12 protein-coding genes are annotated in these 16,213 nt (G+C 70.1%); 4 read left to right on the top strand and 8 right to left on the bottom strand.

Going from position 1 to position 16,213, the window contains the following annotated elements:
• Nucleotides 1–67: 67 nt before the first annotated feature.
• The 4 genes from VHR41_00710 (at nt 68) to VHR41_00695 (ending at nt 4,112) form a co-directional block, all read left to right on the top strand.
• On the top strand, nt 68–1,402 hold the full coding sequence (locus tag VHR41_00710; protein HEX3232684.1) for a GGDEF domain-containing protein: 1,335 nt from the start codon (nt 68–70) through the stop codon (nt 1,400–1,402).
• Between the two features lie 6 nt (nt 1,403–1,408).
• The gene (locus tag VHR41_00705; protein HEX3232683.1) at nt 1,409–1,954 is read left to right on the top strand and encodes a CGNR zinc finger domain-containing protein; all 546 of its coding nucleotides are present in this window, start codon (nt 1,409–1,411) and stop codon (nt 1,952–1,954) included.
• A complete protein-coding gene (locus tag VHR41_00700; GenBank protein ID HEX3232682.1) occupies nt 1,951–3,699 on the top strand; it encodes a serine/threonine-protein kinase in 1,749 nt (582 codons plus the stop codon). The genes VHR41_00705 and VHR41_00700 overlap by 4 nt, the downstream gene beginning before the upstream one ends.
• 200 nt (nt 3,700–3,899) lie before the next feature.
• On the top strand, nt 3,900–4,112 hold the full coding sequence (locus VHR41_00695) for a cold shock domain-containing protein (protein HEX3232681.1): 213 nt from the start codon (nt 3,900–3,902) through the stop codon (nt 4,110–4,112).
• 120 nt (nt 4,113–4,232) lie between these two features.
• Here the strand turns inward: VHR41_00695 and infA are convergent, their stop codons facing one another.
• The 8 genes from infA to VHR41_00655 all read right to left on the bottom strand — a co-directional run bounded on the left by infA (nt 4,233) and on the right by VHR41_00655 (nt 16,152).
• Entirely contained in the window at nt 4,233–4,451 is a 219-nt protein-coding gene (infA, locus tag VHR41_00690) for a translation initiation factor IF-1 (GenBank protein ID HEX3232680.1), read from the bottom strand.
• 111 nt (nt 4,452–4,562) lie between these two features.
• The gene (locus VHR41_00685) at nt 4,563–6,281 is read right to left on the bottom strand and encodes a M3 family oligoendopeptidase (protein HEX3232679.1); all 1,719 of its coding nucleotides are present in this window, start codon (nt 6,279–6,281) and stop codon (nt 4,563–4,565) included.
• A 64-nt stretch (nt 6,282–6,345) separates the two neighbouring features.
• Nucleotides 6,346–8,394: a DUF2339 domain-containing protein gene (locus VHR41_00680; protein HEX3232678.1), complete on the bottom strand. Its 2,049-nt coding sequence runs from the start codon at nt 8,392–8,394 to the stop codon at nt 6,346–6,348.
• A 201-nt stretch (nt 8,395–8,595) separates the two neighbouring features.
• Nucleotides 8,596–9,789, bottom strand: coding sequence for an MFS transporter (locus VHR41_00675; GenBank protein ID HEX3232677.1), 1,194 nt, complete (start codon nt 9,787–9,789; stop codon nt 8,596–8,598).
• Complete coding sequence (locus VHR41_00670) at nt 9,786–11,441, bottom strand: iron ABC transporter permease (GenBank protein HEX3232676.1); 1,656 nt, start codon at nt 11,439–11,441, stop codon at nt 9,786–9,788. Before VHR41_00670 ends, VHR41_00675 begins: the two co-directional genes overlap by 4 nt.
• On the bottom strand, nt 11,438–12,514 hold the full coding sequence (locus tag VHR41_00665; protein ID HEX3232675.1) for an ABC transporter ATP-binding protein: 1,077 nt from the start codon (nt 12,512–12,514) through the stop codon (nt 11,438–11,440). Before VHR41_00665 ends, VHR41_00670 begins: the two co-directional genes overlap by 4 nt.
• Nucleotides 12,511–13,575 (bottom strand): extracellular solute-binding protein, encoded by a 1,065-nt coding sequence (locus VHR41_00660; GenBank protein HEX3232674.1) that lies wholly within the window; start codon nt 13,573–13,575, stop codon nt 12,511–12,513. Before VHR41_00660 ends, VHR41_00665 begins: the two co-directional genes overlap by 4 nt.
• Nucleotides 13,576–16,152 (bottom strand): PIG-L family deacetylase, encoded by a 2,577-nt coding sequence (locus VHR41_00655; GenBank protein HEX3232673.1) that lies wholly within the window; start codon nt 16,150–16,152, stop codon nt 13,576–13,578.
• Nucleotides 16,153–16,213 lie beyond the last annotated feature (61 nt).

Below are 16,213 nucleotides of genomic sequence, written 5' to 3'. Positions count from 1 at the left end.
CATCAGGTCGCGTCGCAGGGTCGCGCCGCGTGCTCCCTTCCCACTCCTGGTATTGGTATTATACGCCATGGCGCTCACCCCCTCGACTGCGCTCAACACTCTCCCCAGTGCGTTTGCCGCCGCGTGCCGACTCTCTCGAACCGAGGGGGAGCTGTTCGAGCGCTGCCGGGTTGCACTGGTCCGCCGGTTTCAGAGCGAGCTGATCTGGTTCAGCCTGGTGTCCCCGGGCGAAAGCCTGCCTCGGGTGGGGCCGGCGGAGGGGTTTGGAGAGGCGCAGGAGGTGGCCCGGCTGGCGAGCGGCGAAACCGAAGTATTGATCCACGCCGATTCCAGCGTCGCCGGGCAGATGCGCGCCGTTGCGATGCCGCTCGCCCTCGGCCTGAGCGTGGTGCTGGAGCTCCGCAGCATCCTGCTCGACCGGCAGGCAGCCCTGGATGACGCGGTCTTCCAGCTCCGGGCGCTGCGCCAGGTCGCGCGGCTCCTGTCCTCGGTCCACTCGACCGAGGAAACCGAGCGGCTGATCCTCGATTTCATGGCCGAGGTGTTCTTCGCCTGGTGGGCGTGTCTCTACCGACCCGAGGGCGACACCTACGCCCCCAAGGTGTTTCGTTCCCTCAATGACCGCCTCCGCCCCGCCCCCATCGACAGGACCCGTCTGGACCAGGCGCTTCCCACCGGGAGCGCTGCCACCGGCGCGGACGATGTCGCCGTGGCCTCGCTGATCGGTCCTGGCGCCGAGCTGGTGGTCCCGCTCGACGCCGGGGCGGAGCGCATGGCGGTGCTGATCCTGGGCTCCCGCATCAGCGACAAGCTGTACGGGCGGGCGGAGTTCGAGCTGGCCGGCACGCTGTCGTTCGCGGCGGCCATCGCCCTCAAGAACTCGGAGCTGGTCGAGCAGCTCCACAGCGCTGCCACTACCGACGAGCTCACCGGTCTCTACAACCGGCGCGCCCTGGAGGAGCGCCTGGCTGCGGAGATCTCCCGCAGCCTCCGACACCAGCTCCATACCAGCGTCCTCATGATCGACCTGGACCGCTTCAAGGTCGTCAACGACACCATGGGCCACGCGGCGGGCGACCGGCTGCTCATTCAGGTGGCCCAGGTGCTCCGGCAGCAGTGCCGCGCGCTGGACGTGGTGGGCCGGCTGGGCGGCGACGAGTTCCTGGTGATTCTCCCGATGACGAAACCCGCGGAGGCCCAGGTCTTCGTCGGTCGGGTGCGGAACAGTCTCCGGGAGTTCGAGCAGGCCAACCCGGAGTTCGGGGCCTGCACCCTGAGCATGGGTATCGCCGAATCACCCCGGCACGGCACCACGGTGAGCAGCGTCCTGGCCGCGGCCGACACGGCGCTCTACTCGGCCAAGCGAGCCGGCCGGAACGCCGTCGAGGTCGCAGGCAGCTAGTCGGTCATGGTCACCACCGAATTCACCCTGCTGGGTGATGCCATCTGGCTCGACTTCGTCAACAGCGCCCGGGGCCGGGTTCTCTCTCCCCCGGATCTGCTGCCGAACCCTGCGGCCTACCAGCGATGGGCCTACATCCAGCACCTCGAGATGGAGTCCGACTCCGGCGCCTTCGCCCGCGCCCGGGAATTCCGCGCCTGGCTCACCACGCTCGCCGAGGCGCTGGATGCGGGTCAGCAGCCTCCGGGCGGGGTGATCGAGGCGATCAACCAGCAGCTGGCCCGAAGCCCGGGTATCCACCAGCTCACCCGCGTGAGCGGCGAATGGCGCCTGCGCTTCGCGCCTTCGCAGCCTCTGACGGCGCTGGACGCGATCGCCCAATCCGCGGCGCGGACCCTGGCCGACCCGCTGGTCACCGTGCGCCGCTGCGCCAGCCAGACCTGCTCGGTCTTCTTCACCGACGGCTCCGCAACCCGCAGCCGCCGCTGGTGCGATGCCTCGATTTGCGGGCGCCACACTCGAGTCGAGCGGCGGCGCGGCTCGCTGCGTTGAGCACCCCGCCGCCGGTCCTGGCGTTCGAGCGCACCCGGCAGGCACTGGGGCCGCGTTACCGACTCGAGCGGATCGCCGCTGCCTCCGCCGCACGGGTGCTCTTCGAGGCGTACGACGAGACCCTCAAGCGCCGGGTCAGCCTCCGGATCAACTTCTACACCGACGAGCCCACCCGGGCGTGGTTCCTCCGCGAGGCGGAGGCGCTCGGCCAGCTGGACCACCCCGCCATCCGGCACGTCTACGATGCCGGGATCGTGGGGGATCTCGCCTTCCGGGTGGGGAACTGGCTGGAGGGCGAGGGGCTCGATCAGGCCGTCGAGCGCGGCCCCCGGATGATTCCGACCATCCTGTCCCTCGCCCGCGATCTGCTCGGCGCGCTGGAACACGCACACGTCCAGGGGATCATCGTGCGGCGGATCGTGCCGGCCACGGTGCTGGTGGGCCCCGGCGGCGGCGGGTCGATCACCGATTTGCGCTACAGCAGCTACACTCTTCCGGCGATCCCGGCGGGCGAGATCCCCAGCGCGTTCATGTTCATGGCGCCCGAGGTCCGCGGCGGAGCCGTGGGTGATCCCACGTCCGACGTCTATACCGCGGGCGCGCTGCTCTATTTCGCGGTGACCGGCCAGGAGCCGCCGCTGGACACCCGCGGCCTCCGCCGGCCGACCGAGCTCCGCCCGACCTGCCCGCGGGCGATCGAGCGGATCGTGATGCGCGCGCTCCAGCCAAGCCCGGAGGCGCGCTATCTCACGGCCGGCGAGATGCTGGAGGACCTGGCATCCGAAGCCGGCACTTTCGAGACCCGCGCCCTTGGTGTGGGCCAGGGACCCAGGGCGACGCCGGAGGACCGGGCACGCTGGGAGAAGCGTCTCCGGCGAGCCCTGGGCGACGATTACGAGCTGCTCGACCTGCTAGGTACCGGCGGGTTTGGCCGGGTGTACCGGGTGAGGGACCTGCAGCTCGAGCGGGAGGTGGCGCTCAAGGTGCTCCACCCGGCGCTGACCCAGGATCCCGAGGTGCTGGAGCGCTTCCGCCGGGAGGCCCAGCTCGCCGCCCGGCTCAGCCACCCGAACATCGTGAACATCTACGACATCGCCGGACGCTCGGGGCTCATCTGGTACACGATGGAGCTGATCGAGGGGCCCAGTCTGGCGCAGTTGGTGGAGCGGGAGGGGCCGCTCTCGCTGGAGCAGGTGCTCCGCCTCTTGCGCGAGGCCCTCTCCGCGCTGGCCCATGCCCACGGCTCCGGCCTGGTGCATCGGGACATCAAGCCGGAGAACATGCTCATCGACCTGAGCGGCAGCCTGCAGATCACCGACTTCGGCCTGGCCCTCGCGCTTCGGGGGAAGTTCGGGGGAGCCACCTCGCAAAGCGGCACGCCGCAGTTCGCCAGCCCGGAACAGCTCCTGGGGGAGCGGGTCGACCAGCGCTCCGATCTCTACAGTCTCGCGGCGGTGGCCTGCTACGCCCTGCTGGGTACGCCGCCGTTCCCGGGCCTCACCACCGAGCAGATTCTGGCGAAGCAGACCACCAATCAGCTTCCCACCCTGGAGCAGCGGGAGGACGTCAGCGAGGCGCTCGCCGCCGTGCTCGAGCGGGCGCTGAGCGCCGACGTCGAGGCCCGGTTCCCCTCCGCCGCGGAGTTCCTCCAGGCGGTGAACCGGGCGGCCGATCCGAGCCGGGAGCCGGTGGCTGACTGGGCGCGGGCCGCGGCCCGCTGGCTCCGGGGATCTCCCCTTGACTAAATCGGGACGGGGCGCAGATTCTACCCGGCCTACGATCCTCGTGGAGCTTTTAGCACTGAATAGTGGAATCTGAGGCCCAGGCACTTCAGTTCGATGGGTCCTTCATTTTTTATGACGCGGGACAGGCCTGCGCTCATAAAAACTCGGTTGTCCGGACATCCCGGGCGCCGACGTAGTCCAACAAACATGGAGTTGGCGCAATGGCTCGCACCCTCGGCACGGTGAAGTGGTTCAACGACGCAAAAGGTTTTGGGTTCATCACTCCAGAGAATGGGGACAAGGACTGCTTTGTCCACCACACCGCGATCAAGGCGGACGGCTTCCGCAGCCTCGCCGAAGGCGATCGGGTGGAGTTCGACATCGTGCAGGGTGCGAAGGGGCCTGCCGCCGAGAACGTGACCAAGGTCAAATAGGGTCGCCGGCCAGCAAAACGAACGGGTCGCTCAGTGAGCGACCCGTTTCGTTTGGAGGTCCCTCGCGGCGCTCGGGATGACATGCGGCGCTCGGGATGATGCCGCCGCGCAGCGCGGGTGTCACTTGTGGCGGTAGATGACCCGCCCGCGGGTGAGATCGTAGGGAGAGAGGACCACGCTCACCCGATCGCCTTCCAGCACCCGGATCTTGAACTTGCTCATCTTCCCGGCGGCGTAGGCCAGGATCTCGTGACCATTCTCCAGCATGACGCGGTAGTTCCGGTCGGGTAGTACCTCGGTCACCACCCCTTCCATCTCGATTCCTTCTTCTTTTGCCATCCAGGCTCTCCCCAAGAGACACGAACATTCGGCACCGCAGCACCGGTCGGGCGTGGAATCTTGCCCACCCGGCGACGGGAAGCAACTACCATGACGGCGGCGGGAGTCGGGTCAGGGTGACGTGGCCGGGAGGCGGGAACGGATCTGCTCGATCTGTTCCTCCACCAAGCCAACCAGCTCTCCCATGAGGTCGGCGTCGAAGCTGAGCCGGGCTCCGGCGGCGCGATAGATCTCCGGCAGGCCCCGCACGGCTCCGAGCGAGAGCGCCTCCCGGTAGCGGGCCACGGCCGCTTCGGGCGATCGCAGGCTGTTGCGCCAGACTTGAAGCGCGCCGATCTGAGCGATGCCGTATTCGATGTAGTAGAAGGGGTACATGAAGATGTGGAGCTGCCGGTACCAGCGGGCGATCCGCTCCGGCTCCAGTCCGCTCCAGTCGACGCCTCGCTCGAACCGGCTTCGGATCCGGAGCCAGGCCGCGTCCCGAGCGGCCGCATCGCCGCCGTCTCCGCTGGTGTAGATCCAGGTCTGGAACGCGTCCACCGAGGCGATGTGGACCAGGCTGAGCAGGATGTCCTCGAGATGCTCCAGCCAGGCGCTCTGGTAGTCCTCCGGCGTGAAGTAGCCCACCGGCTGGACCAGGTGCGGCGCGGCCAGGAGCTCCATCGACATCGACGCCAGCTCCGCGGCCTCGGAGCCGGGGTGCCGCTGCCAGATGAGGGGCTGCGCGTGGGCGGCGAAGGCGTGGAAGGCGTGACCCGCTTCGTGCAGCAGGGTCATCACATCGTCCACCAGGCCAACCGCGTTCATGAAGATGAACGGACGGCCGCGGAAGTGGAGCGTCTCGCAGTAGCCGCCGGGTGCCTTGCCCTTCCGGCTGTCCAGGTCGAGCAGCCGCTCGTCGATCATCGTCTGGAACTCGCCCCCCAGCTTGGCGTCCACCCGGTTGAAGACCGTGCGGGCCTTGGCGACGAACTCCTCTACGCTGCCGAATGGACGCAGCGGCCCCGCTCGGTAGGGGTCTACCGCCAGGTCCCACGGCCGAAGCGACTCGAGCCCGAGCCGGGCCCGGCGGTGGGCGAGCACCCGCGCCACCGCCGGCGTCACGGCCCGCTCGACCGCCTCATGGAACCGCTCGCAGTCGGCGGGGGTGTAGTCGAAGCGGAACTTGGCCGGAAAGATGTAGTCCCGGTAATTGGCGAACCCGGCGTTCCGCGCGACCCGTTGCCGCAGCTCGTACATCCGGTCGAACAGCTCGGCCAGAGAATCGTGCTCCGCCTGGTAGGGCCCCGTGGAGGCGCGAAACGCGCGGTCCCGAATGGCCCGATCCGGGCTCTTCAGGAACGGCTGGAGCTGGGGCAGCGGGCGCTCTACTCCGTCCCACATCACCGTCATCGAACCGGTGATGCGCTGGTAGCGGGCGCTCAGCTCCTCCAACTCGGCGAAGATGGGGACGTTCTCTTCACGGAAGATCTCGATGGCGGTCCGGAAGCGCGCCAGGGTGGTGGCGAGATCCGGCGTCGAGTAGCCGCTGGCCACCAGGCGCTTGGCCAGCTCCACGCTCCGCTCCTCCATCTTGGGGAGGATCTCCATGGAGAACCGCAGGTGGTCGGCTTCCTTTTCGGGATCGGAGGTGTCGATGGTGTAAGCGATCATCGCCTGGGCCGCAGCCTCGGTCACCAGGGCCTCCAGCGTGGACCAGCTCACCAGCCAGCCCTCGGTCTTCTCCGGATCGAGCGGCCGCTCGGCGAGATCGTCAAAGTAGGGAGCGACGTCCTCCCACTTGGCCTTGGCGAAGGCGGCGGGGGTCGCGGGCAGCACCGACACGGTCACGGCAGCTCCTGATGCCTGGGGTGGCACTGACGGACCCGAAGATATAACGACGGCGGAGCGACCCTCACAGGGTCCGCTCGGTGCGATCGTAGCGGTAGTACAAGTAGGCGAGCGAGAGCGCCACCAGGGCGAGCAGAAAGACCGAGCCGACACGGTAGAGCGCATCCAGGGTGGAGAGATCGAACAGCACGACCTTCGCCACGGCCAGCCCGGCCACGGCCAGGCCGGCCACCCGGACCGGTTTGAGCGACCGCTGGAAGCCGAGCACGACCAGCGCCGCGGCGAACACCAGCCACCAGGCGCTCACCGCGAGGCCGGAGGCCAGCGTGGCCGATTCGGCGGACAGGCTCCGCAGCTCGAAATGGCGGCGGATCTCCTCGGTGACCCCGAACAGGGTCATCGCGCCCGCCGCCGCCCACAACACGGCCCGGATCAAGCGGGTGTCCTCCCGACCGGCGTCGACCCGCCAGAGTCCGGCCGCCAGGCTGACCGTGGCGGCGATGCCCCCCCACAACGCGAGCGCCCAGTGGCCAGTGAATGCGGGGTCCGCCGCCGTCCGCTGGGACAGCGCGTCGTTAAAGAGTACCTGCAGGGCCAGGAGCAGCGTGAGCAGGCCGTACCAGCGTCCGTCGGTCCGCTCGAGTCGGAAGTCCATGGCCGGCCACAGGAGCGCGAGTCCGAGAAGGGCCCAGACCTCCCGCGTTCCGTTCCAGTGCTGGGTCGCGGCGAGAGCCATGGCCGCAGCTCCGACCACGGCGAATACGCACCGCGGCCGGAGATATCCGGCAAGCAGATAGGGCAGCCCCACGATGAGGGCGACCAACCCGGTGAGCTCATCGAACCGCTCCGGCGCGAGCTGGTGAACCGCCCAGCCCAGCAACAGCGGCGTGGTGAAGAAGTAGAATGCCTCGCCCAGCGACCAACCAAGCGCCGATGCGGTGCCTGGCTCACCCTCGGCGGATGGAAATAGCGACAGGGGCAGGAGCCGCGGACGGCGCAGGGCGAACCACCAGACCGGAGCCGACAGGATCAGTCCGGCCAGCAGGATCGGCCAGGGCGCGTCCAGCCGCTCGCTCGCGGCGCGCAGCAGGGTCCATCCACCGGCGAAAGTGATCAGCCGGGTCTCCCACCAGCCCTCGCGCAAGCCGACGTGGAGTCCCACGGTCCCGCCGATCACCCCATAGATCAGGACGGCCCACGGGGCCGCCTGGTCCGCGGCTCCCACCGTGCCGACCCCGAAATAGCTCGCCGCGACGATCAGCATGGCGACCCGCCACCTCCGCTCCGCCGCGACCAGACCGAGGCCCGCCGCCATGCTCGCGAGATAGAGGAGCAGCAAGTTGGCGTTGGAGCGATTGCTGCCGAGGAGGACCGGGGCGAAGAAGGCGCCGAGCGCCGCGGTGGCGCCGAGCGCCTCGACGTCGATCGCGTACGCGATCATCGCCAGCGCCACCGAGACCAGCGCGAGACCAACGATGCCGGTGCCGGACGGGAGCACGTCGTAGAGCCGGGAGGCCGCCCACACGCTCAGATAGATGATCCCCGCGCCGGCGCCCACCAGCGCCGCTCCGTAAGTGCGGTAGCGCGGGTGCAGCCGCCAGCCGATCGCACCGGTCACGACTCCGGCAACGACTCCACCCACGCAGCGCATCGCCGGCGTGATCCAGTTTCGCTCGAAGGAGAGCTTGAGCAGATACCCCGCCGCGACCACCAGCGCGGTGACCCCGATGGCAAGAAATACCCGCTGGCCGATCCATTGCTCGGAGGTGAGTCCAGGACGGCCCGAGGCCGGGTCAGCTCCGGCGGTCGATGGCGTCCGGGACGGACCGGCCGCGCGAACGCCTGGGATCGGGCGTGCCGGTGCTGGGGGAACGGCTCCGAGTGGGCCAGCCGGCCGGGCAGCCGGTGAGAGGTCCGACGCCCGAGTCTCCGGCGGCGCAGGCTCCTGAGTCGGAGCCGCCGGGACGGATGGAGCCGAGGCGGACGGAGCTGGGGCGGACTGAGCCGGGACGGACGGAGCCGGGACGGACGGAGCCGAGGCGGCGAGCCGCCGGATCAGCGACTCCAGCACCGCCACTCGTTGCTCCAGCCGGTCGATTCGATCGTCGCTCATGAGACGGCGGCTCCTTTGTGCGAAGGGCGGGAGGGCGGTAAGGGCGGTAAGGACGGAAAAGGCGGGAAGGTCCCCGCACCGCCTCAATACACCCGCATCCCAGCTCAACCACCATCCTCCCGTCTTTCCCGTCCTTACCGTCTTTTCCGTTCTTACCGCCCTTACCGCCCTTACCGCCCTCCCGCCCCTCCCGCCCTTCGTTCAGTCCCGCGGCGGAGGCAGCCGGACCGCCATGAGCCCGACCAGCCCCACGTACCCGCCCGCCACATAGAACGGCCACCCGTGCCCCAGCCGCTGGAACAGCGACGTGGCGAGCAAGGGCGCCGCCACCCGGCTGATCCCCGCGAACGTCTGAGCGACCCCCATCGTCGTTCCCAGCTCTCGTGGATCGGAGTAGCGGGACATGAGGGACGTGGTCGCCGGAAACAGCAGCGCCGTGCCGATCGGCACCAGCGGGATGACCGCCGCAAGGCCCCAGAGCGAGCGGGGCTGGGGATAGAGAATCAGGCCGAGCACGAGGAGCACGGTACCGATCCGCATCGCCGCGGCCTCGCCGACCCGGTCCACGATCGGCCCGAGCAGCACGCTGCGCATCACGAAGGAGAGGATCCCGACATACAGAAATACATAGCCGATGGTGGTCTCGTCGAGGGCGAACTCCGCGCCGAGATACAGCGCGATCACCGAGGTCATGGAGGAAAAGGCCAGCATTCCCACCGCGTAGATCCAGAGGAATCGGGCCACCGGCTCCATCGGGTGTCGCACCGCCGTCCAGGCGGGATGCCACAGTGGCCGGTGCGCCGGGGGAGCGTCCCGGTGTGTCCGGCGTGATTCGGGCAGCCAGCGCCAGGCGAACCCGACGTTGGTGAGGCAGAGCGCGGCGGCCACCAGTCCCGGTGCGGTCCGCCCGAAGTGGGCCGAAAACGAGCCGATCACCGGCCCCACCATGACGCCGGCGGATGTGGCCGCCGACAGCCAGCCCAGGGCGCGGGCCCGATCCTTGGGCTCCATGGTGTCCGCCACGTAGGCCTGCGCCACGCCGGTGGTGCCGCCGCCGGCGCCCTGCACGATGCGGGAGGCGAACAGGAGCCATACCGTGTCGGCGAAGCCGAAGACGACGTAGGCTAACGCCGACGCGGACAGACCGATCAACAGGGCCGGCCGGCGCCCATAGCGGTCCGATACCCGGCCCCAGAGTGGCGCGGCCAGAAGCTGCGCGATGGAGAACGACGCGATCAGCTGGCCCACCGTCTCCGCCGTGGCGTGCAGCCTGAGCGCGTAGAACGGCAGCAGCGGAAGCACGATCATGAAGCCGATCATGTCCACGAAGTTGACGGCGATCAGGACCGATAGCCGCTGGAATTTGCCTCTGTTGCCGGTAGCGGGCGCCGTCATCCCCCGCCCCCGCGCTCCGCGCCGAGCGCGAAGACGGCGGCACTGACCAGCATCAGCACCACACCGTACGCCGCCGCCACGCCGACGTCGGACTGACGCAGGCTGGAGAGGATCTCCATCGAGATCGGCCGGGTATCGTAGGTGTACAGCACGATGGAGGTCACGAAGTCTCCGAAGGCCGTGACGAACGCGAGGCTCGCCCCTGCCAGCAGCGCGGGCCGGAGCAACGGCAGGGTGACCCGGCGCAGCGTGCGCCAGCGTCCGGCGCCCAGCGTGGCCGCGGCTTCGTCCAGCGACGAATCCAGCGCTCGCACTCCGGCCAGGATGGCTCGGCTGGTGATCGGTAGGTTCCGTACGAGATAGGCCAGCGGGAGGATCCAGATGGTGCCGACCAGGATGAATCGCCCCGCCAAGGGCGCCCGCACGCTGAACGCCGTCGCGATCGCAATGGCGAAGACGGTCCCCGGCACCGCCCAGGGGAGGGCCAGCAGCCCCTCGACCAGCCGGGCGCCGCGCACCCGCCGGCCGACGCCCAGCAGGCCGGCCAGCAGCGCGATCCCCACCGCCGCCGCCGTCGCGCCGCTGCCCAGCCATAGGCTGTTGAGCAGCGGCCGGCTGCGCACTGGATCGGTCACCAGCGTCAGGTAGTTCCGCAGGGTATACGCCGGCGGAAGCGGCTCCGTGGTCCAGGTGCCCACCGGAACGAACGAGACCAGCAGCAGCGTGAGATGGGGCAGGAGCAGAAACCCAGCGAGCCCCCAGGCCACCACCGCGAGCATGATGCGGACGCCCGGTCGGCGCACCGGCACCCGGGCGGGCCCGCTTCCCTTCCGACCTCCCGGAGCATCCGGTGCCCGGCCGCCGCGCAGCAGCAAGAGCGCGAGCAATGCCACAAGGGTGAGCGAGATCGTCTCCACCATCGCCAGTTCGTTCTCGCCGTTCAGGCGGGTGGCCACGATCTGGGTGGTCATCACCCGGAACCCGCCGCCGAAGATGTATGGCGCGCTGAACGAGGCGAGCGACGTCATGAAGGTGAGCAGGGCGGCGCCGCCCAGGGCCGGATAGAGATGCGGCAGCACGACCTGGCGCAGCCGGCGCCAGCGGCTCGCCCCCAGGCTGGCCGCGGCCTCCAGCAGGGAGGCGTCGAGGGAGCTCAGCGCGGCGCGGGTGAAGAGATAGAAGTACACGTACATCGAGTAGGCATGGACCAGGAGGATCGCGCCGGCGCCCTCGAGCCGCCAGGGCGGCTCCTCCAGGCCGAGCACGTGTTGCACCAGCAGCGAGACGAAGCCGCTCTCGCCGTAGAGGAAGAGAAACGCCAGCACGCCCACCAGCGGCGGGAGCACCGCCGGCAGCGCCACCAGCCCGCTCAGCACCCGCCCGCCGGGGAGATCGTACCGGCCGAAGAGCAGCGCGAGCGGAATGCCGATCGTGGCTGCCAGCACCACGCTGGCGAGCGAGATCCAGAGACTCCCCCAGAGCGCGCGCCACTCGGTCGGCCGGTGGAGGAAGACTCGGACGAAGTCGAGCGTCCAGCCGCCGGGACCCCGGAGCCCTTCCACCAGCACCAGCAGCAGCGGGTAGACCACGAGCCAGAGCAGGAGGACGAGAATGCCGGCCGCCACAGCCTGGCGGCGCTGATCGCCCGTCATGTCTCGTCCAGCGGAAAGAGGTGGATGCCCCCGCCCTCCCGGCGGCTCGGCATGATGCCGACCCGCGCGCCAGGCTCCACCGCGTGCGGCGGGGCCGCCACCTCCACGCCGGCTCCCTCGTCGGTCACCGCGCGAAAGAGCGCGGAGGGCCCGACGAAGCGGCGGCCGGTGATGGTGGCCGGGACCGCCCCGGCATCCGGCGGGGTGAGCCGAACCGCTTCGGGCCGGACCAGCATCATCGCGCGGCCGGGGGCCACCGCGGGGCGGCCTGGCCCGGCATCGATCTCCCACTCGACGCCCCCGATAGCGATCCGCACGCCACGCGGGGCCGGACCGAGGACGGTCACCTCGAGCGTGCTGGAGCGGCCGATGAAGCCGCCCACGAACGCGTTCGCCGGGGCGCCGTAGAGCTCATCGGGTGTTCCCAGCTGCTCCAGCCGGCCCTGCCGCAGCACGGCCACGCGGTCGCCGAGCTCGAAGGCCTCGTCCTGCTCGTGAGTCACCAGCACCGTCGTGATGCCGACCCGGTGGATCAGCTCGCGGATCTCGCGCCGGGTCCGCTCACGGAGCGTGGGATCCAGGTTGGAGAGGGGCTCGTCCAGCAGCAGGACCCGCGGCTCCGGTGCGAGCGCTCGGGCCAGGGCGACCCGCTGCTGCTGTCCGCCGGACAGCTGGCCGATCCGCCGCCGCTCGTATCCCGCCAGGTCCACCAGCTCCAGCGCCCGCGCTCCCCGCGCATCCAGCTCCTGTCCCCTGAGGCCGAGCGACTGGAGACCGAAGGCGACGTTCTCACCCACGTCCAGATGGGGAAACAGCGCGTAGTGCTGGAACACCATCCCGAAGCGACGGGCGACGGGCTCCACCCGAGTCACGTCCTCCCCGTCCACCAGCACCCGTCCGGCGTCCGGCGTCTCGAAGCCGGCGAGCAGGCGTAGCGTGGTGGTCTTGCCGCTGCCGCTCGGCCCCAGCAGCGCCACCATCTCGCCCCGCGCGAGCGAGAGCGAGAGCCGGTCGACGGCGAGCAGGCCGTCGAACCGCTTCACCAATCCTTCCAGCCGAAGGAAGCCGGTCACCGACCCGACTCGCCTCCGGTCCCCCGGACATGGCGGTCCCAGTAGCTCATCCACGCGGCTCCGTTCGTGGCCAGCAGGCCCCAGTCCATATCGGCCACCCGCATCTCGCTGTCCACCTCGGCGACCCACGCCGGGACCGATGCGGCAGGCAGATCCCGCCTGGCCGGCAGCCGGAACACGCCGGTGGCGGCGAGCAGCTCACCCCGGTCACTTCCGACGAAATCGATGAAGGCGCGGGCCGCATCGGGGTGACGACACCCCCGCACCAGGCCGACGGCATCGTCGATCACCACGGTGCCGCTCCGGGGAAAGACGTAGTCGAACGGCATGCCCTTGGCGCGGTCGATCAGGATGTCCGGGAGGTCCCACAGGGTGACGAGCCCTTCGGCGCGAGCCAGCCGCTGCTCCAGGATCGCGGGGTTGAGCGTGTAGGCCTTGGTCTGCCCGTCCAGTCGGCGGAGCCAGGCCATCCCGCGGGCCGTGTCACCGGTCTCCCGGATGCTGCGCACCAGGATGAGACCCCAGATCGCCCGCATGGTGCCGCTCGCCATGGGGTCACGGATCAGCACCTTGTCATGCCACCGGGGATCCAGGACATCGTCCCAGTCCTTGGGCGCGTCCGCCCGACTCACCATGCGGTTGTTGAAGGCGATCACCGCCGGGGTGCGATACACCGGGTAGTAGAGGTCCCCCGGCCCCACTCCTCCCGGTCCCACGCGGCCGGCCCAGGCAGGCCGATACGGGGCGAGGAGGGAATCATGCACGCCCCGGTCGAACGTCGTGGTCGGTCCGCCGAACCAGACATCCGCCTGCGGGTTCACCCGCTCGAAGCGCAGCCGGTCGAGGATCTCCTGCGAGCCCATGTCGAGCCAGCGCACGTCGATCTCCGGATGCTCCGCCTCGAAGGCCCGCTCCAGCAGGGTGAGCTGGTCCCGGCCGTGGGGCGAGTACAGCACGACGGGCGTCCGGCCGTCACCGCGGCAGGCGAGGACCTGCAGTACCCAGAGGGAGAGGAGCCATACCGGGCGCGCCCGCAGGCCGGGACGATTCCGTCGAGGCACCTACGGCCGCCGCTGTGAGCGCAGCGCGAGGAGGTTGGCGAAGAGCCGGAAGGCCCCCGGCACCCCGGCCGGAAGCTGCCGGAAGAAGCTGAGCCCGGTGTACACGTAGGTTCCTTGCCCGAACCGCGCCACGAGCAGGCCACCCTCCAATGGAGCTTCGCCCGGATCGTGGGTCTCGAGCACCGGGCGGTAGTGCGCATCCCAGCTCCGGGCGAAGTAGAGTCCGCGCTCCTGCACCCAGCCTTCCCAATCGGCGGTGCCGAGCCGGTTGGGAATCCCCATGACCGGGTCCGCGGAGGTGACCGCGGTGACCGGCGCGCGCTCATCGGTGACTCGGTCGTGCTCCACCGCGCCGCCGCCAGGCCGAAGCGGCGGTCCCCCGACCGTCAGGGGATAGGGAGCAAATCCTCTCTGGAAATAGACCAACTGCTGGTACTGCACGATGACCAGCCCGCCCCGGAGGGCGAAGTCGAGCAGCCGATCATTGTGCTCGACCAGGGCGGTGTCGGTCTCGTAGGCGCGCGGCCCGATGACGATGGCGTCGTACCTGTCGAGATTCTCATGCTCGATCGCGGCGCCGTCGAGCAGGGTGAGCGGCACGCCCACGTCGCGCAGGGCCTCGGGCACCCGGTCGGCGGCGCCGCGGACGTAGCCGACCCGCGTGAGCGGCGGCAGCCGGAGCGCGGCGCTCCGGACCATGGCGACGGCTGGACGAGTGTAGCTCCGCGGCCGGATGTGGGGGTAGTCAACCGTGAAGACCCCCAGATCGTATCGATGTCCGCTGCTGTCACGGGCGATCGCGCGGAGCACGACCGCACCCGGCGCCCGTCTCGCGGGCGGCCGCACCTCGAACGCGTAGGTCTCCCGCTCATCCTCCCGAGTGAGGCGGAACGGCCGCGGCTTTCCGGCGTTCCAGCCCGCAGGGAGCTCGAGTCCCACAGTGCCCGCCGTGGTGTCGCGCGCGCCGTGGGTCAGCGTGACGGTAAAGCGCCGCGGCGCCGGCGATGCGATGGACCACAGCTCGGAGCCCGGATCCAGCTTCACATCCACCCTGGGCACGACCTGTACGGGGCGCCGCACCTCGCCCCTGGCCTGATCGTTCACCCGCAGCGCAAGCTCCCGGCTGAACCAGTGCGCGTCGTTCCTCTGGAACACGGCCAGCGGCGTCGAGGAGTCGAACGGCTGCCCCCGCGCGGCCGGCGGACTCCGGCTCCAGTCGTACAGCGCGCCCTCCAGCGGACGCCGCAGGAAATACGGCACCGTGGGCGACGCCGTGTCGGGTACCCGGAGCGTCGCCCCGACCTGGGCAACCGCACCAGGAGCGATCGAGCCTGCCGATCCCGTGTCCATCTCCACCGACCAGCCGCCGCGGGACGCGATGGACGGCCGCACGACCTGCCGAACCGGGCCCGCGTTCCACACCGCCAGCGTAGCAGCGACCCGCTCGCCCGGAACTACCCGGTCATCGTCGCTGGTGGCGTCGCCCACCACCCTGGCCGCGATCGCCTCGGCCCGCAGCGCCCGCCGGAGCTGCTCCGCCTGTTCCGGCGCGAGGCGGGAGCCGCCGGCACCGTCGGTCGCGTCCGCGGCCCCTCCAGCTACGTCCGCCTCCGCCCGCCGGAGCAGCTCCGCCGCGGCCGCGAGATCGTTGCCGTCCGCAGCCGCCCTGGCGCTGTCCACTCGGGCGGCGAAGCGCTCACGCGACCGTCGGCCACCGGCATCGTCCACGTTGTTCCACGGCATCGCCGTCATGCTGGTGTCCAGGCCGCCGAACAGCGCGTTGGTCCCGCCGCCGGTACGATCCTGCAGCAACGCGAGGCGCACCTCCGAAGGGCCGATCCCCTGCAGCCGGCCCATGTCCTGGGAGCGGTGCAGGCTGCGTCCCGCCATGGCGATCTGGTGGAACGACTTGCCGAGCAGTGGATCGAGCGCCCCGCCGTTCAAGGTGAGAGTCGTCGCCGTGGTGTCGAAGCGGGTGCTGCGGTAGAGCTTGAGCGGGGTCCAGGGATCGAGGTGCTCCTCCCGCGCCAGCTCGGGGAAGCGAGTGGAGTCACCCGCGACCTGGAAGGCCTCCTGCGCCACCCATCCGGCCGCCTGATGCTGGCCGTGCCCATCGCGCGGTGTGCCGCTGAAGATGGAGACGACGATCTGGGGCCGGAACCGGCGGACGATCCGCACCACGTCCTTGAGGATGGTATCCCGGGGCCAGTGCTGCCAGGTCTCATCCTGCGTCTTGGAGAACCCGAAATCGTAGGCCCGGGTGAAGAACTGGCGGGCCCCATCGAGGCGCCGCGCCGCCAGCAGCTCCTCGGTGCGGATCAGTCCGAGCGCCTCACCCAGCTCCGCCCCGATCAGATTCTGTCCCCCCTCGCCGCGATTGAGCGACAGGTACGCCGCTTCCGCTCCGAGGCCGCGGACCAGGACGGCCAGGAGCTCGGTGTCCTCGTCGTCGGGGTGCGCGCCGATCATCAGCACCCGCTTGTAGTGCCCCAGTAGCCGCAGCTCCTGCTGCAGCGCTACGGTGCCGCCGGTCGATGGCGGCTCCAGCTGCGCCCGGCTGGATGAAGGGAAGAGCACGAGAAGGAGGGACGCGCACGTGACGGTGAGCGGAGAGCGACGCACAGACCCCGGCCGTGGA

It is taken from the genome of Gemmatimonadales bacterium (genome assembly GCA_036265815.1).
Lineage (GTDB): Bacteria > Gemmatimonadota > Gemmatimonadetes > Gemmatimonadales > GWC2-71-9 > CAVVWJ01.
This window is presented reverse-complemented; position numbering and strand designations above follow the sequence as displayed.

What these genes read in the sequence shown, in the direction of transcription:
- VHR41_00695 (HEX3232681.1), top strand. Translation starts at nt 3,900, where the DNA reads ATGGCTCGCACCCTCGGCACGGTGAAGTGGTTCAACGACGCAAAAGGT.
- infA (HEX3232680.1), bottom strand. Translation starts at nt 4,451, where the DNA reads ATGGCAAAAGAAGAAGGAATCGAGATGGAAGGGGTGGTGACCGAGGTA.
- VHR41_00675 (HEX3232677.1), bottom strand. Translation starts at nt 9,789, where the DNA reads ATGACGGCGCCCGCTACCGGCAACAGAGGCAAATTCCAGCGGCTATCG.
- VHR41_00680 (HEX3232678.1), bottom strand. Translation starts at nt 8,394, where the DNA reads ATGAGCGACGATCGAATCGACCGGCTGGAGCAACGAGTGGCGGTGCTG.
- VHR41_00710 (HEX3232684.1), top strand. Translation starts at nt 68, where the DNA reads ATGGCGCTCACCCCCTCGACTGCGCTCAACACTCTCCCCAGTGCGTTT.
- VHR41_00670 (HEX3232676.1), bottom strand. Translation starts at nt 11,441, where the DNA reads ATGACGGGCGATCAGCGCCGCCAGGCTGTGGCGGCCGGCATTCTCGTC.
- VHR41_00705 (HEX3232683.1), top strand. Translation starts at nt 1,409, where the DNA reads ATGGTCACCACCGAATTCACCCTGCTGGGTGATGCCATCTGGCTCGAC.